Origin of the sequence: Paraburkholderia sp. JPY419 (assembly GCF_050435705.1) — a bacterium.
Classification (GTDB): Bacteria; Pseudomonadota; Gammaproteobacteria; order Burkholderiales; family Burkholderiaceae; genus Paraburkholderia; species Paraburkholderia youngii.
The window spans coordinates 889480-908786 of record NZ_JBNDKV010000001.1; the positions used below are offsets into that span (position 1 = coordinate 889480).

A 19307-nucleotide genomic window follows, 5' to 3' on the forward strand; every position below is an offset into this window, starting at 1 on the left:
GCGGCAGCTAGCGCTTCATGCCCACGGCGCGGCGCATCGCGGCGGTGATTCCCTGCCGCGTGCGCCAGTAGTCTTCCCATGGATCGAACTTCAGGGAACGCTGACGTTCGATCGCCTTGCGCATGGTCCATTCGTCGCCTCGACCGACCCGCCGCAATTCGTCCCACGACACCGGCATCGAAACTGCCATTCCGGAACGGGCCCTGACCGAGAAAGGGGCAACGGTGCTCGCGCCGCGGCCATTGCGAAGATAGTCGATAAAGATTTTGCCGATGCGGTTTTTAGGACCAAGGACCGCCGAAAAGCGGTCTGGCACCACCCGCGACATGTGACGGGCGACCGCCTGCGCGAACTCCTTTGCTTCACTCCAGGCCTGACGTCGCGTCAACGGCACGACGACATGGAATCCTTTGCCTCCGCTGGTTTTCGGGAATGACCGCAAACCTATCTCGTCGAGCACGACCTTCAGCAGCTCGGCCGCTTCCAGCATTGCGCTCCATGGTAGGTTCGGGTCGGGATCGAGGTCGAAGATGATCCGGTCGGGATGCTCGAGGTCTGGTGCTGCGGCGTTCCAACAGTGCAGTTCGACAACGCCCATCTGGGCGAGACCGATCAGCGCCTCCGGTTTGTTGGCAACTAGCAGCGGCGGATGCCTCGGATGCAATTCGGCAGGCAGTTCTTCGACGCCGGGAATCTGGAACTTTTCGCTGTGTTTCTGGAAGAACAATTCGCCCTTAATTCCGTTTGGCGCGCGAACCAACGCCAACGGCCGGTTATGCAGATGCGGCAACGCCCATTCGGATATCGCAGCGTAGTACTCGACCATGTCGCGCTTGGTGTGCCCGGTCACCTCATCCATGACCCGCTCGGGGTTGGATATCCGGATGCCGCCGATCGTCACGGCTCCTTTCGGCCCTGGACGCTGGCGAGTCGAACCCGTATCGGCCTCGACCGGTTCGTCCGACTCGACGGCGATCATCGGCTCTTCGGTGATCGAGCCCGCGGCCTTGTCTTCCCGGATCGCGTGAAAAACCGGATGTCGGACTTCGCCAGCGGGCGTCCATTCGAGGAACGAACACTCGACGACGAGCATCGGCTCCAACCAAAGATAGTCGCGGTTTTTTTCCGGTTTGGGAGGGTTGTAGAACGCTGTTTTGCTAGCGGTGACTGGGCTGGCGCGCCGCAGGAAGGCGTGCGCGGCGCGACTGGACAAGTATGGCTTGACGTTGCCCGCGTAGCGCAGCGACCCATCCTGTTCGTACACGCCGAGCAGCAGGGAATGAACACCTGAGCGCGCACCTTTGGTCCGGGTGAAGCCGCCTACCACGAACTCCTGGCGCAAATTGCATTTGAGCTTGATCCACTCGGTAGATCGTCCGGAGCGGTATGGCGCGTCGCCGCGCTTGCCGATGATCCCTTCGAGCTTCATGCGGCAAGCGGAAGCGACCAGCGACACCGGGTCTTTCGCGAAGTCTTCCGACAATCGCAACACATCGGCGTCCGTTTCATGCATCAATGCGCGAAGAAGCTTGCGACGCTCACGCAACGGGTGTTCACGCAGATCGGTGCCGTTCAGCCAGAGGATATCGAAGACGAACAGGACGATGTCCGCGGTGCTGCGCCGGTCAAAGGCATTCTGAAGCGCATTGAAGTCGGGGCGACCCTCCGCGTCCAACACGACTACCTCGCCGTCGAGCCACACCTCCTCGACTGGCAAAGCCGTGAGTGCGTCGGTCAGACTGGGCATACGTGAAGTCCAATCATGTCCGTTGCGGGTAAAAATCTGGACGGTGCCACGCTCGATGCGGACCATCATCCGATAACCGTCGAACTTGATTTCGTAGGACCAGTCGCCGCCTGCCGGTGCGCGATCGACCAGCGTAGCGAGCTGTGGCTCGATCAGAACGGGAAACGTTCCGGGCTCACCCACAGGAGTACGGGCGCGACGGGTCCGCGAGGAGTTCCACCGGCTGCTCATGTGATGAGCCTATTCGGCTTCATTGGCGGCGGTCAATTCGATCGGCATCGCCACAACCGCGTTCGCGCATTGAACGATCTGGGCCGCCTTGCCTGCCGGTCGGCCAACCAGCCTCTTCACCTCCTGCGGTAAGGAGCATCTTTTCAAAGCAGCACGCGTCGGACTGTTCTACATAGGACCCGTACCTTTGAGCCGCCCTGAAGCCGTTGCGCTCATAAAATCGGATCGCGCGCCTGTTTACCGCGCGAGTCTCGAGGACCAGCCTTTGATAACCGGCGGCTGCCGCGTTGACTTCAAGCTGCTGCAGAATCACTTTACCGACGCCTGAATAATGCGGCCTGCTGTAGATTCTTTTGAGTTCCGCCGTGCGCGAGTCGAAATGCCAGAATGCGCCGCATCCGACCGGTTCCCCGACCAGGGTGCGGGCAACGTAAAACCTTCCATTCGACGAGTGAAAGTCGGCGAGACAAAACCTCGACTGCCCGCCATCGCCTGAAAATACCGCCAGCGTGGCGCTGAGTTCATCAAGCAGGATTTGTCCATCAAGCGAGGCAGGGTCCTCGCGCCGGACGGTTATGGCAATGCATGACTGAGTCATCGGTCCTCCGTTGATGCGCCCTCGGCTTCAGCCTGTTTTCGATGCATCAGTGGTCATTCCTGAAACCTCATACGTCCCCGTCGGGATGCAAACATGCGACTGACAAAACGAGTGCCCGAGGAATCTGCTCATCGGACATCGCCTCGCTGTGCCTGTTTACTGCGCACCTGATGCAGCCGTGTCCGACGCGCCTTTAGCGTGTGGGCCTTTCTGCGGGAGTCGGGTTGGCGACCCCGCCGTCGAACCTTTCGACATGGATGTCGAACCACTGGTCGCGCCTGTGTTCGGCGCACTGATTCCCGCACCACCCTGGCCCGCTCCGTTGGCTCCTCCCGCCACGCCAGCACCAGCGCTCGTCCCACCGCCTCCACCGCCTCCACCGCCTCCACCGCCCTGCCCATAGGCCGCGCCGACCGACGCTAGCGCCAATGCAAGACAGACGATTACTGTCTTCGTTGCTTTCATGATTGCCTCCCTTGAATGACCGCAAACTCGCGGCAACGCCGTTGGGCGAATCTGCGCTATACCCGGTGGGCTGCCAGATTTCGCAAGCCGGCATTTCCCGAAGCGCAACGAATATGCCAGACACGCAATCATGAGTCGCCGCGCCTCCGGTGCTGCACAACCGCAAACTCCCATCGACGCTCATCCGCGCAGCCAGCATGGCGTCCTTGCCGCGAGATTGACGACGATATGGAAACGTTGACCGCATGGGGCGCTATCTGCGCCGCCGAATGATTTGAAGTAACACGCGCTAGCGCCGGCCAATCGACCTGGTCCACGGGATGCATCGACGCGACGGCAGGGCGGTCGAGCACCGCGGTCGCCTCGGCGAGATAGCAACGGCCCGCCTCTGGCGAGACTTCGAAGCCGCCGGCCGCGATGAATGAACCGAGCGGTCATTCGTCGGACCATCCATGGAGTACTGCGATAGCTGGCTGATTCCGTTCCCGTGGCATTCATATGCCGGCTCCATCCGGTGAGGAACGGGAGTTGCTATGACTACAACGTCAAGCGTGCATATAACGCGAGCTGCCCGCGATGGGAGGAGGACACATCATGTTGTATTACGCCCTTGTATTTTTCATCATTGCGATCATTGCCGCAGCGTTCGGCTTTGGCGGCATCGCTGCAGGTGCAGCCAGCATCGCAAAAATACTTTTCGTCATATTTGTTGTGATTTTCCTGGTCACGCTCGTGATGGGCCTCATGCGACGGTGAACGCGGGCGCCGTTATGTTGGTGCGAAACATCAGAAAGCGCCTCTAACGTCAAATACGGGAGCAGCGCGAACGCGCCGACTTGCTGGGTGAGACGAGATAACCATCGAGCTCGCGGCAGGGTCACCCCGACTCGCCATGGCGCCTTGCGACGCAGAACATCACCAGGCCAAAAGACTGCGATGCAGCCATGCCATGAGCCATGCATACGGTGCTGCCGATCGGCATCGGAACCAGCAGGGCCGAGGACATGAAGTTGCCGAACCGCTGGACGGTGACGTAGCAGCTTGAGGCCGGCCAGGCCGCGTCGCTCCCAAAGCAATCCCCGACGACGAGGTCGGTCGCAAACCGACGAGCAATCAAGAGGCTGCGAATAGATGGCTGGTTTCGGTCCGGAAACAGCCCGTCGCGCCGTGTAAATCTTTGTTTGTCGAGTGCGGACACGCGCAATAGTGTTCGATGTCTTCATGGATCAGAAAGCGGGTCTAGCTTCGTCGCAGTTCTAAAGTTCATACCTGTGATGCCGATAAATGGCTTGCCGGTCCCTCATTTCCCGGGATGGCCATTATTCAAAAAGGCGCTGGGCGTCGACGCTCTCAATCCGCAGATACACAATCATGAAGACCAAAGCACTTTCAAAGTTCGTGCTTGCCGCTTGTTTTGTCGTCACAACACTGCTCACCGGTTGCACTTCGCTTCCGAAAACCGACCTTGCCGCCGGCAATCGACAAAAGCTCCATACGATCGCCATGCTGGACGTCAAGGAACCGCGCGGAGAGAGCGTGGTCAACTTCGGTGGCGCTGCTGGAGCATTTGGATTGATTGGTGGATTGGTGCAAGCAGGGGTCAACGCCAATCATACGAGTACGTACACGCAGCGTGTGGCGAGCGAAAAAATCGTTTTCGCTCCCGTTGTTGACGATGGCCTTACAGCGCGACTTTCCAATGCCGGCTATCAGATCGTTGCGCTGCACGGCCAGAGCGTCAAGCTCGCAAGCGATGGCAAGTCGGACGACTTCTCAGATATCAAGACCGACGCGGATGCCATCCTGAACGTGTGGATTACTTCCTTTGGCTATGCATCCCCACCGGACACGAGCGACTTCATTCCGTGGGTCGTTATCCGTGCGCGCCTGCTCGATTCCAAGTCCAGGCAGGACATGTACTTTAAGACATTCGCTTGCGGCTGGGACATCAAGGCCAATTCGATTCATATCGAAGCAGACGCCAAATATCGTTATGGCAGCTTCGGCACGCTGACCGACCAGTTCGATCAGTCGGTGACAGGTCTCAAGGATTGCGAACAGGCAGTCGTCGCAGCAATTGGGCAGGATTTGACGAAGCCGCAGTAAGCGGCTGATAGCCGAAGACGCCGGGCCAACTGCAATCAATGCGGCAGGCACTCAGTTTGGAACCAATAGTCGACCAGGCGCTGCGCCGCTTGCAGATCATCCGGGTAGTACGGGTCGTCATTCCACGGCGACGGGTCGTAACCTGCTTTCCTCAAGGCCGCGAGTTCGTTCTGGTGCTGTGCCAAGGTCGGAGGCGCGTTGGTTTTGAGCGCCGCCAGGTCGCGGCACTCCGCCGGGCTGAGATGCCGCCCGGTATATGGCATGCCGCCGACGACACAGCCAGCGAGCAAAAGTACCGCGGCAGGAAGCGTCAATCCTGAATGAAGCGACTTGGTCATAGTACGTGGACTTCCCTTCATTGCATGATAGTACGTCGTCGCGACTGGCGCCTCGTCGCCAGGTCGTTCCTTCATACCGCAGCAACTGGCAAAACCGCCCCGCCATCATCTGAACCGCGCTGGCATCGCGCTCACGTTGTCGAGCGCGCAGCGGCAACTGGCATTGGTCCAGAGGAACGTTGCTTTGTACTTAGTCGCGATTTGCCTGCAACACCGTGAGCGCGGCCATGTTGATGATCCGACGAACCGTCGAACTGGACGTCAGTATGTTGACGGGTGCATTGACGCCGAGCAGGAACGGCCCCACAGCAACATTACTTCCTGCCTCCGTCTTCAGCAGGTTATACGCAATATTTGCCGAATCGACGTTCGGACAGACCAGCAGATTGGCGGCGCCCTTCAGTCGCGACGTGGGTAAAACACGCTGACGCAGCGCTTCATCCAGCGCGCAATCTCCGTGCATTTCTCCGTCGATCTCGATGTCGGGTGCCTGTTCGCTGACGAGTGCCAGTACTTTCCGCATCTTCTCGCCCGATGCAGAACTGCCCGAGCCAAAATTCGAACGCGATAACAACGCAACTTTGGGCGACAGATTCAACCATGCCATTTGCGCTGCGGCCGCAATCGCGAACTCCGCAATCTGTTCCGCCGTGGGGTTGTCGTTGACGTGTGTGTCGACGAGTGCCAGCGTGCGCTTGTCGAGCAGCAGGATATTCATCGCCCCATAAGTTTGTGCGTCGTGTTTCCTGCCGATCACTTCGTCGATGAAGCGCAAATGCTTGTGATAAGCACCGACAGTCCCGCATATCATCCCGTCCGCGTCGCCCAGTCGCACCATCATGGCGCCGATCAGCGTCAGGCGGCGGCGCATTTCAACCCGCGCCATTTCCTTCGTGATCCCATCGCGGCACCGCAGTTCCCAATACGTCGTCCAGTATTGGTGAAAGCGTTCGTCGTTTTCCGGGTTCGTGACCTCGACGTCCTCGCCGAGCTTCAGCCGCAGGCCGAATTTCTCTATTCTCGATAGCAGCACTTCCGGTCGGCCGACAAGAATCGGCCGCGCCAGCTTCTCGTCGACGATCACCTGAACCGCCCTCAGAACACGTTCCTCCTCGCCCTCCGTGAAGACGATGCGCGAGTTCCCACCCTCGCGCACGAATTGCTTCGCGGCGGAGAACAACGGCTTCATGAACGCGCCGGAGTGATAGACGAACTGCTGAAGCTGATCCGCGTAAGCATCGAAATCGGCAATCGGGCGCGTAGCCACGCCGTCCTCCATCGCGGCCTTTGCGACGGCGGGTGCGATGCGCACGATAAGCCGGGAATCGAACGGCTTTGGAATCAGATACTGCGGCCCGAAGGAAAGATCGTACGCACCATACGCGGCCGCGACGGAGTCGTTCGGTTCCTCTTGCGCGAGGCCGGCAATCGCGTGAACGGCGGCCACTTCCATGTTCCGCGTGATGGTGGTCGCACCAACATCCAGCGCACCGCGGAACACATAAGGAAAGCACAGGACATTGTTGACCTGATTCGGATAGTCCGAACGGCCCGTCGCGATGACCGCGTCATCACGGGCTTCGCGCGCTTTCTCCGGAAAGATCTCCGGCGTCGGATTGGCGAGCGCGAGAATCAGCGGACGCGGCCCCATCTGCTTCACCATTTCCGCAGTCAGCACTCCCCCCACCGAAAGCCCAAGGAATACGTCGGCACCTTCGATGACATCGGACAGCACCCGCGCCGACGTGGCCTGTGCAAAGCGCGCCTTGTCGGGGTCCATCGCGGCCTTGCGTCCTTGATAGACCACACCTTCGATGTCGGTCACCCAGACGTTTTCGCGCGGCAGTCCGAGACCGACCATCAGCTCGAGGCACGCGAGCGCCGCGGCACCTGCGCCTGAAGTGACGACCTTCACCTTCGAGATGTCCTTGCCCACCACTTTCAGACCGTTGAGAAACGCGGCCGATACGGTGATCGCAGTACCGTGCTGGTCGTCATGGAAAACGGGAATCTTCATACGGTCGCGCAGCTTTTGCTCGACGATAAAGCAATCGGGCGCCTTGATGTCCTCCAGATTGATGCCGCCAAATGTCGCCTCGAGGCTCGCGATGATATCCACGAGCTTGTTGGGATCGCTCTCTGTAATTTCGATGTCGAAGACGTCAATGCCCGCGAACTTCTTGAACAGGACCGCCTTGCCCTCCATCACCGGCTTGGACGCGAGCGCACCGATATTGCCGAGACCCAGCACCGCCGAGCCATTCGTGATCACGCCGACCAGGTTTCCTCGGCTCGTGTAGCGGAACGACTCGCGCGGGTCCGCCGCGATTTCCTCGCATGCGACCGCCACGCCCGGCGTATAGGCGAGTGCGAGATCGCGCTGCGTGACGAGCGGTTTGCTTGCGCTCACCGATATCTTCCCCCGCGTAGGAAACTCGTGATACTGCAGGGCTGCCTCGCGTTCGGTCCTGTCCATATGTGCGTGCTCCTATGTGTACGCCGGGCCCATCCCGGCTGATCGTCGTGGAACACATTCTAGGAACGAGGCATGCGGGGTTTATTTTGTTTTATTATCGGGGCATCACCTTTTGGTTATGGCTGGATTCCCACCATCGTGTCATTCAACACGGACGAAGTGATAAGGCGCTTGAGCGCACGCCTGAAAATGCGCCATCTCATGTTGCTGCTGCAAATACGGCAACATGGCTCTCTAACACGCGTAGCCGAGCACATGGCGAGCAGTCAGCCAGCCATCACGAATGCCCTCGCTGAACTGGAGGATATGTTCGGCGGCGCGCTGTTCGAGCGTTCGTCGCGCGGCATGATTCCGACGGCGCTCGGCACGACCGTCCTCGCACGCGCCGAGTCGATGCTGCACGATCTCGACCACCTCGCATCCGATGTCGGTGCGCTGATCTCCGGTCACGCAACGCGGTTTCACATTGGCGTGATTTCCTTCATTTCAGGAAAGACTCTGGCGTCGGCAATCCGTCATACGCAGTCGCAGATTTCGCAGCGGCTCACGTTTTCCATCCACGAAGGCACGAGCGAAGGGCTAATGTCCCAATTGCGCGACCATACGCTCGACATCGTGATCGGACGGGCATCGTCGAGCGTCGATCTCGACCACCTTCATTTCGAAGTAATTCATCAGCAAAAACCCCGTCTGATCGCTTCCCGACGCCTCGCTGCCAGACTCTCGCGCAGCGCAATGAACTGGCGAAAACTCGCCGAACTCGACTGGATTCTCGGTGCATCGCAAACCCCGATGCGCGACCAGATATCCGATCTGTTCCTGTACGCCGGCGTTACACCGCCCTTTCCCGTTGTCGAAAGCCTTTCGCCGCGGCTGATTGGCGAGACGGTCGCATTGAACGAGAACGCGGTGTCCATCATGCCCGCAGACATCGCGGAAGAACTGGTACGGATTGCGGGTGTGGCGATTGTCCCCTATGCGTTCGACTGGACCTTGCCACCCGTTGCGCTGTTCACCCGCCCGGGTATTCCGCGCGAGATAGATACGATTTTCGCCGCATCATTGCGTGCGCAATACCAGACCAAGGTAGTGAGCGATCCAGCGTCGCTCGGGTAGCGTTGGTCGCAAGGCGCTGCTTGAGAAACATGACCATTTTCTATTGCGCCCGCATGATCGTGTGCCTAAACCTTCGGGACGAACCAAATGACACTCGACGAAAGTGCAAAAGCAGCCGGACTGACCCCGACCGCCGAACTGCTGCAGGACGCCGCGCAACGTGCGCTCGCCTATGTTCAGTCTGTGCATGACAGGCCTGTCAACGTTTCTACCCAGGCATTGCAAGGCCTGAACGAATTCCGGCACTCACTGCCAGACGCTGGGCTGGATGCACGTGAAGTCTTGCGCCGCCTCGACGAGGCTGGGTCACCCGCTACCGTCGCGACAACGGGCGGACGGTACTTCGGTTTGGTGATCGGCGGCGCGCTGCCCGCGACCATCGCAGCAAACTGGCTCGCCACTGCCTGGGATCAAAACGCGTGTTTTCGGTGGACTTCGCCGATCGCGGCAACGCTCGAAGACGTCGCGCTACGCTGGATCGGCGACCTGTTCGGCTTGCCGGACGACATCGGAGAAGCCTTCGTTACGGGTGCCTCGATGGCGAACTTTACGGCGCTGGCAGCAGCACGCCACGCCCTGCTATCCCGCCTGGGCTGGGACGTGGAGGCGAAGGGGCTCTACGGCGCTCCGGAACTCCGCGTAGTCGTCAGTAAAGAGACTCACGTGACCGTCTCCAAGGCGTTGTCGATGTTAGGACTCGGACGCGAGCGGGTCATCGTAGTGCCAACAGATCACCAGGGCCGGATGCGAGTCAGCGAGCTTCCGGAACTGGATGAGCAAACGATCGTGTGCATCCAGGCTGGCAACGTGAATACCGGCGATTTCGATCCGGCGCGCCAGATATGCCGGCTTGCGAGGAAAGCCGGGGCTTGGGTCCATGTTGATGGTGCATTCGGTCTGTGGGCGCTTGCAAATCGTCAGTTCGACACTCTGACGGATGGCGTCGCCGAAGCCGACTCCTGGGCGACGGATGGGCATAAATGGCTCAACGTACCGTATGACAATGGCATCGTTCTAGTGCGCAGAGCTGCCACTCTGCGTGCGGCAATGTCGTTGAATGCCGCATACCTGGCAGAGGGCGATGCGACTGACCGAGAACCGTCGCACTACACGCCGGAATCCTCGAGACGAGCGCGTGGTGTGGATATCTGGGCCGCGCTTCTTAACCTGGGCAGAGATGGCGTTGCGGGGCTAGTCGAACGTACCTGCCGCTATGCCCGAATGTTTGCCCAAGGTCTCCAGGCCAGTGGCTTTGAAATCCTGAATCGTGTCGTACTCAATCAGGTGCTCGTCTCATTTGGTACCCCGGAGATGACGCGCGCCGTAATTGACCGTCTTCAAGCCGAGAGGATTTGCTGGTGTGGCGGCACAGTATGGCATGGCCGCGTCGCCATGCGAATCAGCGTCTCCAGTTGGGCCACCACTGAGACGGATGTGCAGACGAGCCTTCGGGCAATGATTCGCGCCGCGCAAGCAGGTGTGCCGTGACGCCGTGCAGACACTGAACAGCAGCCCGGCTGCGTAACTGCTGACGAAGGGGCGCGACGCATTTCCCGCGTCTACTTGTGGGCTGATTGGTTTGGTTATCAATGGAAGCTATTCATATAGCAGCGGCTCTGCTTGTTCCTTTGCTGTGGGGATTTCAGTTTGCGTCGTAAAAGCGGGGCTCACGGTGCTGCCACCGCTATTCTTCGCTGGGCTGCGATTTGCCGTGATTGCCGCGATTCTCATTCCCTTCGTGGCACGAATCCGCGGCCCCGAGATTTGGCCCATCCTCCTCATCTTTTACACAACTCCAGACCGATACACTCACGCAACCGGTTTCTTGCGACGAGGTTGAGGCCGAGGCCATGCCGACAGCGCAATATCAGCCAGCCGCTTCAATATTGCCCTGCATGCCCCGTCACAGGCTTGCGCCGACATGCCTTGCACAACCGCCTCGTAAAAGCGGGCGAGAGCTTCGGTGTCGGTCTCAGCGGCAAGCTCACCCTCGGCGACGGCACGGTCGAAGCGTGCCTTGACGGCCCGGAACCAGGACTCCCGCCGCTCGGCGACCGTCCGTGCGACGGACTCGCTCTTTTCGGCATATTGAAGAACAGCCGTCGAAATCATGCAGCCGCGCGGCCTTCCGGGGTCGGTAAAACGTGCCGCGGCGTCGTGCAGGTAGAACGCTATCGCATCGTAGGCCGGCATGCCTCCTTGCAGGGCTTCCAGCCACTGCCCGTTCTCACGCTTGCTGATATGGTCGACCGCCTCTCTGTAAAGCTCCTCCTTCGAGCCGAACGTTGCGTAGAGGGACGGCGGCGGGATACCCATGGCCTCGGTCAGGTCGGCTATCGAGGTGCCCTCGTATCCATGCTCCCAGAACAGCCGCGCGGCGACATCGAGCCCCACGTCGCGCTCCAGCAACCTCGGTCTGCCACGTTTTCGGGTGGGGTGACTCATTTTGTAGCGATTCCTATAAAAAACATTGACAGCGTGTTTCCAGCGTCATTAATATAACGATCACTATTCAATTCAGAAAGGAGTGAATGATGTCTGGAAAGCTTTCAAGCAAAACGGCCATCATAACGGGAAGCTCGCGTGGTATCGGCCGTGCTGTGGCACTGGCCTTCGCGCGAGAAGGAGCCGCGCTCATCGGCGTGCATTACGGCAGCAACGCGGATGCCGCTCACGCCACCGTTCGCGAGATCGAGGCCCTCGGAGCAAAAGCCGTCGCCATCAAAGCGGACTTGAACCGCGGGAAGGAAGCAACGGACAGTATCTGGGAGCAGTTCAAGGCAGCCGCGATTGCCGCCACGGGCGAACCTCGGCTTGACATTCTAGTCAACAACGCCGGCATTGCACCCGGGATTCCCTTGTCCGAGACCAGTGAGGCGACCTTCGACGAGGTCCTGAGGGTCAACTTCAAGGCACCGTTCTTTCTGATCCAGGGCCGTTGCCGATCATCTCCGCGACAATGGACGAATTATCAACGTTTCGACTGGCTTTACGCGTGTGGCCGCGCCAACGCATCCCGCGTACGCCGCATCGAAGGGTGCCGTTGAGACCCTGACGCTGGCGCTTGCTCCCGAGTTCGGGCGTCGCGGCATCACGGTCAATACGGTCATGCCGGGTGTGACGGACACCGACATGAATGCGGAGTGGCTTACCGTACCGGAGGCGCGCGCCGGCGCGGAGGCCATGTCGGTATTCTCGCGAGTGGGTCGACCTGACGACGTGGCTGACGTGATCACCTTCCTGGCCTCGAATGACGCACGCTGGACTACGGGACAGGTGATCGATGCGACCGGCGGCGCCCGGCTCTAAACATTGATCCCGGGACTAAGCACCGCCTGGGTCTACCGCGATCCCGGCGTCTCCGACGCGAGCCGCCACGTGAGATTCCGGCGAGCACGCACCTCGCATCTCGCGTGGAAATAGTCCGTGAAATAGATGCGAGGTCGTGCAAGCAGGCTGCCCAGGAACTTTCGCTCCTGCAAGTCATATGCGAGGTCGTCGAGGTCCGAGCGCTCTCGGCGCACGCGCAGTCCTTCCGCGAGAAACCGGGATCTCGCTGCGCCCAGGACAGCGAGGTCGATGTCGCATGTAAAGCGCTCATCGAGCTCTTCCGGCGCGCCGGTATGTCGGGTGGCGAGGATCATTGCGCAGATTCGCTCACACCTCGCGATGCGATGGCCGGCCGAGCGTCGAAGCCAGTCCGCGCTACGCCGCTCGTTGTCGCTTGCGCCTGGAACATAGATGATGTCGTGGCACCACAGCGCAAGTTCCACGAGATCAGGATGCGGGATCGCGCTGCGTGCCGCATCGAAATAGCGCAGACAGCGGCGAATGTGACGCAGCGTGTGATAGTGACGAATGGGTTCGCTGTAACGTTGCGCGAGATCGGCATAGACAGCCTCGGCGCGTGCGCCGCCGCAGCGCGTCCATAACTCGACGAAGCGTTCCTGCAAGTCGCTCATCTCTGCTCCTTTGCGCACGTCGGCTCACTACGATTGTCCGCCGCTTTCTTCAGCAGGCTGCTCAGAGAAACTCCGCGCGAATGTCGATGCTGGAGCGTCGACCGATATCCGCGTAGTGCCGCGCGAGCCACGCATCGGCCTCGTTCCGGCCGTTGTCGCGCAGTTCGCAGAGAAAGCTCCAATCCGCGATGTACTTGCTGGACAGGCTGAGCGCGCACATCGCGGCGTCGGAGCGGATCGAATGAATCAGCATTTCCTTCATCTCGTCCCGAGCGAGTTTACCTTGCTGGATCAGATCCGTGACAAATGCAATTGCACGCATCTCGCGCATCAGCGATGAATTGAGGCTGATTTCGCTGATCCGATTCAGAATTCCGGCGGCCGTGACTGGCACGCCGGCGCGTACGAGCGGATTGATGTGGACGATCACCACGTCGCGCGTCTCGCAGTGATAGATCAGCGGATAAATGGCGGGGTTGCCCATATAGCCGCCATCCCAGTAGTGCTGGCCTGCGATCGTCACCGCATGGAACAGCGTAGTCGCGGCACGACCAATAGGAATTCATTATGCGCCGGATGCACCATGGGAGCAGTCCGGCTATTCACCTGGTGTTTCGGCCGCCGAATCGCCGGGACACGTATACTCCCCCTAAGTATTGTCATATACTGCCCCCTAGTATCAACACATCGTTGCTGTCATGCCTCATTCCGCCGAAGAAAAGAAACGTGTGCTGACACGCGTGCGCAGGGTTCGCGGCCAACTGGACGCGCTCGAGCGCGCGCTGGAGGACGGCGCCGATTGCGCCCCGGTGCTCCAGCAACTGGCGGCCATCCGCGGGGCGATCAACGGTGTGATGGCCGGTGTGCTCGAAAGCCATCTGCGCGAGGAGTTCTCGCACCTTGCGGGATCCGCGGATGCCTCATCGGGGTCGATCGACGATGTCGTGACCCTCGTTCGAACCTATCTACGCTAGTTCAATGCGGGAATTCCACCCCGCAATTGGCCGCCCCTTTCTTAACAGGACCACTATGAAATCGCGTGCTGCAGTTGCGTTTGCGCCAGGTAAGCCCCTCGAGATCGTCGAGATCGACGTAGAACCGCCTCGCAAGGGCGAGGTGCTGATCAAGATTACGCATACTGGTGTATGCCATACCGACGCATTCACCCTCTCGGGGGACGATCCCGAAGGCCTTTTCCCAGTCGTGCTCGGTCACGAGGGCGCCGGCATCGTCGTGGAAGTGGGTGAAGGCGTGACGAGCGTCAAACCCGGCGATCACGTGATCCCGCTCTACACCGCGGAATGTGGCGAGTGTCTGTTCTGCAAGAGCGGCAAGACCAATCTGTGCGTGTCCGTGCGCGCCACGCAGGGCAAGGGCGTGATGCCCGACGGCACGACCCGCTTCAGTTACAACGGCCAGCCCCTCTATCACTACATGGGCTGCTCCACGTTCAGCGAGTACACCGTGGTGGCCGAGGTGTCGCTCGCCAGAATCAACCCGCAGGCCAATCCCGAGCAGGTGTGCCTGCTCGGCTGCGGCGTGACCACGGGGCTGGGCGCGGTGAAGAACACCGCGAAGGTGCAGGAAGGCGATACCGTCGCCGTATTCGGGCTGGGCGGCATCGGCCTCGCCGTGATCCAGGGCGCCAAGCTCGCCAAGGCTGGCCGCATCATCGCCATTGACACCAACCCGGGCAAGTTCGACCTGGCGCGCGCCTTCGGGGCGACCGACTGCATCAACCCCAAGGATTACGAAAAGCCGATCCAGCAAGTCATCGTCGAAATGACGGGCTGGGGCGTGGACCACAGCTTCGAATGCATCGGCAACGTCAACGTGATGCGTGCGGCGCTGGAATGCGCGCACCGTGGCTGGGGCCAGTCGGTCGTCATTGGCGTGGCCGGTGCGGGTCAGGAAATCTCCACCCGTCCGTTCCAGCTCGTGACCGGCCGCCGCTGGCTCGGCACCGCCTTTGGCGGCGTGAAGGGCCGCTCGGAACTGCCCGGCATGGTGGAAGACGCGATGAAGGGCAAGATCCAGCTCGCGCCGTTCGTTACCCACACGAGGCCGTTGTCTGGCATCAATGAAGCTTTCGATTTGATGCACGAGGGCAAATCGATCCGGACCGTGGTTCATTACTGACACCGAAGGACGGAGAGAGGCCCCGGTCTCGGCAGGCTAACCGGGGCATCGGGAAGGCGCGCGAACTTCGCGGGCGCCGCCGCTCGTAGCGGCGGCTGGCCGCGCTATCCGCGCCCTGGGTCCCTCCTGAATGGGAAAAGCTACAGATCGAGAATCAGATCCGAAGTCGGTCGGCTGCAGCACATCAAGCGCATGCCCTTGTCGATTTCACGCGGGCGGATGCCTCCGTTGTGCCTCATTTCCACCGAGCCATCGAGTACTTTCGTCTTGCAGGTCCCGCATATGCCCTGGCTGCATGACGATGGCAAGGGCACACCGGCCTTGCGCGCGGCGACGAGCACCGTCTGCGATCCGTCCATCGTGAACGTGCGACCCGAGCGCGCCAGCTGCACCGTATAGCCTATCTGCCCGCTCGCTTCTGCGCTGGGCTCCGCGCCCGGCCCTTCAGCGCACTCCATGGTCTCCGCGAAGTTGAAGCTTTCCTGATGATATCGGGAAGGATCGTGCCCACCTTCCTCGAGCATCTTTCTGCAAGCGTCCATATAGCCGCCCGGACCACAGATGAACACTTCACGAGCGCGGTAGTCCGGCACATGCTGGCTCAACAGTCCAAGACCAAGACGCCCCACGGGGCCCGACCGATCCGGCTCGTTCCCGGGCGCCTCGCATACGTGCACGACCCGGAGCTTGTCCGAGAGCGCGCACAAGCACGCAAGCTCGTTGCGAAAGATGATGTCTTCCGGCGTCCGGGCGCTATGAATAAACACGATATCGCGATTCAGGCCGAGGTCGAGTGCCGCCCGCGTCATTGACATAAGTGGTGTCACGCCCGATCCCGCCGAAAGATACAGAAGCTTTGCAGCGGGGCCCGAAGAAGGTGTGAATACGCCCGAGGGCCCGAAGGCTTTCAGCTCGACACCCTCCCTCATGTTCTCGTGCAGCCAGTTCGACATGACGCCGCCCGGCGTGCGTTTGACCGTAATGGAAAGCGTATGGGGGCGTGTCGGCGGCGAAGAGATCGTGTAGCAACGGCTGACCTCCTTGCCGGCGATCTCGGCCGATACCGTGATGAACTGCCCCGGCTCAAAGCTGAAGAGCCGGCCGTCCCGGGCGCTAAACACGAATGTCCGGACATCGTGCGTTTCAGCGGACACCCGCGTGCACGTGAGCGTGCGCTGCTCGTGACTCGGCCACTGCGTGTCCGCGAGTTCCCACGTGCTCGCACTGCAAAAGCGATCAGGCATTTCCCGACCCGGCTCGATGAAACATGAATCCACGGCAACGTTCATGGCGACCTCAAACTCCGTGCGCTCTCAGCTTCGCGTCGTACCACCGCGAAAACTGAGCCAGCGCTGCCTCTGTATAGCTCGAAAACGGCCCAGGGATATAAGCCGGATCCTGCGTGCCTGCGTGCGTGTTCGCGACGAGTTCCGCGTCCTGGTTCGTCGTCGCGATCCAGACCTCGGTTAGCCGCTTCAGGTCATAGTCCACACCTTCAACAGCGTCCGCGTGGACGAGCCAGACCGTGCGCACGAGCGTCTTGTCCGGCGCGAGCGGCAAAAGATAGGCGATCACCGCATGGTCGCTCATCACGTGAGTCCACGAATGATGACCCCACATGTGGACGTCACCAAGGTCGCGCCGGCTGACTCCGCCGAGCAGTTTCGTGCATGCGACTTTCGTGTCCAGCGTCTGCGATTCGTTGGACCCCGAGATGACGAGGCGCTGGGTCCGGAAGTTGGTATCCACAGTCTCGTCGAGCGATTCGAACGTGGCGCAGAGATAGCCGTCCTTTTCCCAGTTCTCCCGGCAAGCCGCGTTGCGTTTCAGGTAGTCCTCGTAGCTTCGCAGCGATTCTTCGCTCTGGCCGTCCGGACAAAAACCGAAGTCCTCCGCCAGGAACGAGTTTGTCAGTTCCGGATGGGTGCCGGCGCAGTGGTAGCACTCGCGGTTGTTTTCCATCACGAGCTTCCAGTTGCCGTTTTCGACGATCTCCATCTCATGGGCGATCTTCGTTCGCGTCAGATCGTATGGCGCGAAGCGCGGGGCCATCACGGTCTCGAGCTTCTCGAAGTCAGCGGGCGGAACGTCGGCGAGGCAAACGAAGATATGCGCGCCCACCGTCTTCACATGGACGGGAATCAGGCTGTGGCAGCTTGCGTCGAAGTCCTTGCCCATATGCGTCGAATGCTTGAGGCTGCCGTCGAGATCATAGGTCCACTGATGGTATGGGCACACGAGCATCCCCACGCTGGCCTTGCCGGCCTTCTTCATGATCCGCGAGCCGCGATGGCGGCAAACGTTGCGATAGGCGCGCACGTTCTGGTCGTCGTCCCGCACGATGACGATCGATGCCCGGCCGATGTCGACCGTGTGGACATCGCCCGGTTCCGGTACATCGGCTGTGACGCCAACGAGAATCCAGAGCTTGTAAAAGAACACCTCGACGTCCGTCTCGAAGACGTCACGACGCCCGAACAACTCGCCGGGCATGCCGTGTCCCTTCTTGCGGCTTTCGATTAGTTCGCGATGCGTTTGAAGCTGAACTTCAGACATGGTGGACCTCGTGATGAGAACGTTTCGCAGCGCTCGCGGCACTGATATGGCGTCGAGTATTGGATCGTCGAAACGCATCGTCAACGTCCTTTATAAGCCGGTTCACATTCCTTTAAATCATGCGAGAATCCACGTGAAACCGGACTCCTGAACCGGGCATCATGGATCTGCTCTCAAACCAGGGTTCCGCCTGAGCAAGATGAAAACCACCAAAGCAACCAAAGGCTATCGTCGGATCGTTCCCTCGCTGACCGCCCTTGTCGAATTCGAAGCCGTGGCTCGGCTTGGGAGTTTCACCTATGCCGCGAGTGAATTGGGCGTCACGCAGTCCGCGGTGAGTCGACAGGTTAGATTCCTCGAAGAGACGCTCGGCGTTCAACTCTTTCACCGGCTGCACCGTTCGATTGATCTGACGAGTGAGGGCGAAGCGTTGTACATGGTCGTCGCCGAGTCGATGCAGAAAATCGCCGGCGTGTTCGATCGGCTGGTGACGGGAACCGAATTGCGGGAACTAGTGCTGGTGTCGACGGCCGCCTTTTCGCAATTCCGGCTCTTGCCGCGGCTCGCGAAGCTAAAGAAGCTCGTCCCTCCTTTGCAACTGCGGCTGTCGACCGACATGTTCAAAGCGGACCTGCGCCATGTCGAAGTCGATGTCGCTGTGCGCTACGGGGACGGCAACTGGCCGGACGGAACCTCGACGTTGCTGTTCGACGTCGAGGTCTTCCCCGTATGTTCGCCGGAGTTCCTTCGGGGATACGGCACGCCTCGCTCACTCGATGAACTGGCGAAGCTGGCGCTCGTCGAGTCTGACGCTACGACTGAAGGTTGGATGGGCTGGAACGAATGGTTTCGCGCGGTCGGGTACCGGCCTGGGCGACTCAACAAGGTGCTGCGGTGCAGTCTCTACACCGATGCGATTCAAGCCGTGAGATATGGACAGGGAATTGCGTTGGGGTGGAGCCGCCTGGTCGATGACCTGTTGCTCTCAGGAGAACTGGTCCGGATGGACGTGGCGACGTTCCGGCCGAGCGACGCCTATTTCGTCGTGGTTCCGCATGGTCGGACCATCACACCGGTCATTACGCAGCTAATCGAATGGCTGCGGGGAGATCCGGCGACCCGCTGACTTCTCGCGCCGGGCATCGTCGGTTGTCGCTCAGGCCCAGAATCACCCCGATCACCACCACCGGAAGAGCGCTGTGGTGTTTGCTGGTGTAAAGGCGCCTCGGCGACGGTTAGCGGCATCCGCCGAGTTCGACATATCGGCCTGCTTCTGAGAGCATCCATCGCTCGAACGCTTGCACCAGCGGCATATTCTGTTTGTACTCCGGATATACGAGGTAATAGCCCTTGTCGCTGCGCAAGGACAAATTGCACGGCACGAACAATTCACCCAGTTCCAATTCGTGCGACACGAAGAATCGAGGAACGAGCGCGATACCAAGGCCCGCGCGCGCGGCTTCCACGAGCATTGAAAACAGCTCGTAGCGCTGCCCACCCGATACTGGGAATTCTTCGCCTCACGTTCCTTCCTCAAACGCACAACGTTGCGAGTTTATATCGTTTGCGGGGC

The 19307-nt window shown here is 60.2% G+C and carries 18 protein-coding genes and 2 pseudogenes; 9 read left to right on the plus strand and 11 right to left on the minus strand.

The genetic code is table 11. The features are described from left to right. Positions 1-7: 7 nt before the first annotated feature. Both ligD and QFZ91_RS04110 read right to left on the minus strand, forming a co-directional pair. Positions 8-1978, minus strand: coding sequence for a DNA ligase D (gene ligD, locus QFZ91_RS04105; protein WP_429566337.1), 1971 nt, complete (start codon positions 1976-1978; stop codon positions 8-10). A 19-nt stretch (positions 1979-1997) separates the two neighbouring features. After that, a complete protein-coding gene (locus QFZ91_RS04110; protein WP_429566338.1) occupies positions 1998-2576 on the minus strand; it encodes a GNAT family N-acetyltransferase in 579 nt (192 codons plus the stop codon). 1059 nt (positions 2577-3635) lie between these two features. Here QFZ91_RS04110 and QFZ91_RS04115 point away from each other — a divergent pair. Continuing rightward, on the plus strand, positions 3636-3797 hold the full coding sequence (locus QFZ91_RS04115; protein WP_176122082.1) for a DUF1328 family protein: 162 nt from the start codon (positions 3636-3638) through the stop codon (positions 3795-3797). A 121-nt stretch (positions 3798-3918) separates the two neighbouring features. On the opposite strand, the gene QFZ91_RS04120 is transcribed toward QFZ91_RS04115, so the two are convergent. Next, positions 3919-4239, minus strand: coding sequence for a hypothetical protein (locus QFZ91_RS04120; protein WP_429566339.1), 321 nt, complete (start codon positions 4237-4239; stop codon positions 3919-3921). Positions 4240-4412: 173 nt separating this feature from the next. On the opposite strand from QFZ91_RS04120, the gene QFZ91_RS04125 reads away from it, so the two are divergent. Next, complete coding sequence (locus QFZ91_RS04125) at positions 4413-5147, plus strand: hypothetical protein (protein WP_429566340.1); 735 nt, start codon at positions 4413-4415, stop codon at positions 5145-5147. A gap of 35 nt (positions 5148-5182) precedes the next feature. Here the strand turns inward: QFZ91_RS04125 and QFZ91_RS04130 are convergent, their stop codons facing one another. Next, positions 5183-5485 (minus strand): DUF4148 domain-containing protein, encoded by a 303-nt coding sequence (locus QFZ91_RS04130; RefSeq protein ID WP_176378150.1) that lies wholly within the window; start codon positions 5483-5485, stop codon positions 5183-5185. A 190-nt stretch (positions 5486-5675) separates the two neighbouring features. Next, positions 5676-7961 carry an NADP-dependent malic enzyme gene (locus QFZ91_RS04135; RefSeq protein WP_429566341.1) on the minus strand — a complete coding sequence of 762 codons (2286 nt, stop codon included), beginning with the start codon at positions 7959-7961 and terminating at the stop codon, positions 5676-5678. A gap of 189 nt (positions 7962-8150) precedes the next feature. On the opposite strand from QFZ91_RS04135, the gene QFZ91_RS04140 reads away from it, so the two are divergent. Beyond that, positions 8151-9077 (plus strand): LysR family transcriptional regulator, encoded by a 927-nt coding sequence (locus QFZ91_RS04140; RefSeq protein WP_429566342.1) that lies wholly within the window; start codon positions 8151-8153, stop codon positions 9075-9077. An 87-nt stretch (positions 9078-9164) separates the two neighbouring features. Continuing rightward, positions 9165-10565 (plus strand): pyridoxal phosphate-dependent decarboxylase family protein, encoded by a 1401-nt coding sequence (locus tag QFZ91_RS04145; protein WP_429566343.1) that lies wholly within the window; start codon positions 9165-9167, stop codon positions 10563-10565. 321 nt (positions 10566-10886) lie between these two features. Here QFZ91_RS04145 and QFZ91_RS04150 read toward each other — a convergent pair whose 3' ends face one another. Next, positions 10887-11522 (minus strand): TetR/AcrR family transcriptional regulator, encoded by a 636-nt coding sequence (locus QFZ91_RS04150; RefSeq protein WP_429566344.1) that lies wholly within the window; start codon positions 11520-11522, stop codon positions 10887-10889. 89 nt (positions 11523-11611) lie between these two features. On the opposite strand from QFZ91_RS04150, the gene QFZ91_RS04155 reads away from it, so the two are divergent. Both QFZ91_RS04155 and QFZ91_RS04160 read left to right on the plus strand, forming a co-directional pair. Further along, positions 11612-12124 (plus strand): SDR family NAD(P)-dependent oxidoreductase, encoded by a 513-nt coding sequence (locus QFZ91_RS04155; protein ID WP_429566345.1) that lies wholly within the window; start codon positions 11612-11614, stop codon positions 12122-12124. Beyond that, entirely contained in the window at positions 12048-12386 is a 339-nt protein-coding gene (locus QFZ91_RS04160; protein ID WP_429566648.1) for an SDR family oxidoreductase, read from the plus strand. The genes QFZ91_RS04155 and QFZ91_RS04160 overlap by 77 nt, the downstream gene beginning before the upstream one ends. Positions 12387-12418: 32 nt before the next feature. Here QFZ91_RS04160 and QFZ91_RS04165 read toward each other — a convergent pair whose 3' ends face one another. Both QFZ91_RS04165 and QFZ91_RS04170 read right to left on the minus strand, forming a co-directional pair. Next, the gene (locus tag QFZ91_RS04165) at positions 12419-13039 is read right to left on the minus strand and encodes an HD domain-containing protein (RefSeq protein WP_429566346.1); all 621 of its coding nucleotides are present in this window, start codon (positions 13037-13039) and stop codon (positions 12419-12421) included. Between the two features lie 61 nt (positions 13040-13100). Beyond that, positions 13101-13577, minus strand: a pseudogene (locus tag QFZ91_RS04170) (patatin-like phospholipase family protein); the annotation flags it as partial. A gap of 160 nt (positions 13578-13737) precedes the next feature. On the opposite strand from QFZ91_RS04170, the gene frmR reads away from it, so the two are divergent. Both frmR and QFZ91_RS04180 read left to right on the plus strand, forming a co-directional pair. Continuing rightward, a complete protein-coding gene (gene frmR, locus QFZ91_RS04175; protein ID WP_368591950.1) occupies positions 13738-14013 on the plus strand; it encodes a formaldehyde-responsive transcriptional repressor FrmR in 276 nt (91 codons plus the stop codon). 55 nt (positions 14014-14068) lie between these two features. Further along, the gene (locus QFZ91_RS04180; protein WP_368591951.1) at positions 14069-15178 is read left to right on the plus strand and encodes an S-(hydroxymethyl)glutathione dehydrogenase/class III alcohol dehydrogenase; all 1110 of its coding nucleotides are present in this window, start codon (positions 14069-14071) and stop codon (positions 15176-15178) included. A 140-nt stretch (positions 15179-15318) separates the two neighbouring features. Here QFZ91_RS04180 and QFZ91_RS04185 read toward each other — a convergent pair whose 3' ends face one another. Both QFZ91_RS04185 and QFZ91_RS04190 read right to left on the minus strand, forming a co-directional pair. Beyond that, on the minus strand, positions 15319-16467 hold the full coding sequence (locus QFZ91_RS04185) for a 2Fe-2S iron-sulfur cluster-binding protein (protein WP_429566347.1): 1149 nt from the start codon (positions 16465-16467) through the stop codon (positions 15319-15321). Positions 16468-16474: 7 nt separating this feature from the next. Next, positions 16475-17734, minus strand: a complete 1260-nt coding sequence (locus QFZ91_RS04190) for an aromatic ring-hydroxylating oxygenase subunit alpha (protein WP_429566348.1) — start codon at positions 17732-17734, stop codon at positions 16475-16477. Between the two features lie 199 nt (positions 17735-17933). Here QFZ91_RS04190 and QFZ91_RS04195 point away from each other — a divergent pair, with 199 nt between their 5' ends. Beyond that, the gene (locus QFZ91_RS04195) at positions 17934-18860 is read left to right on the plus strand and encodes a LysR substrate-binding domain-containing protein (RefSeq protein ID WP_429566349.1); all 927 of its coding nucleotides are present in this window, start codon (positions 17934-17936) and stop codon (positions 18858-18860) included. Between the two features lie 109 nt (positions 18861-18969). On the opposite strand, the pseudogene QFZ91_RS04200 reads toward QFZ91_RS04195, so the two are convergent. Further along, a pseudogene (locus QFZ91_RS04200) lies at positions 18970-19233 on the minus strand (LysR substrate-binding domain-containing protein); the annotation flags it as partial. Positions 19234-19307: the final 74 nt, after the last annotated feature.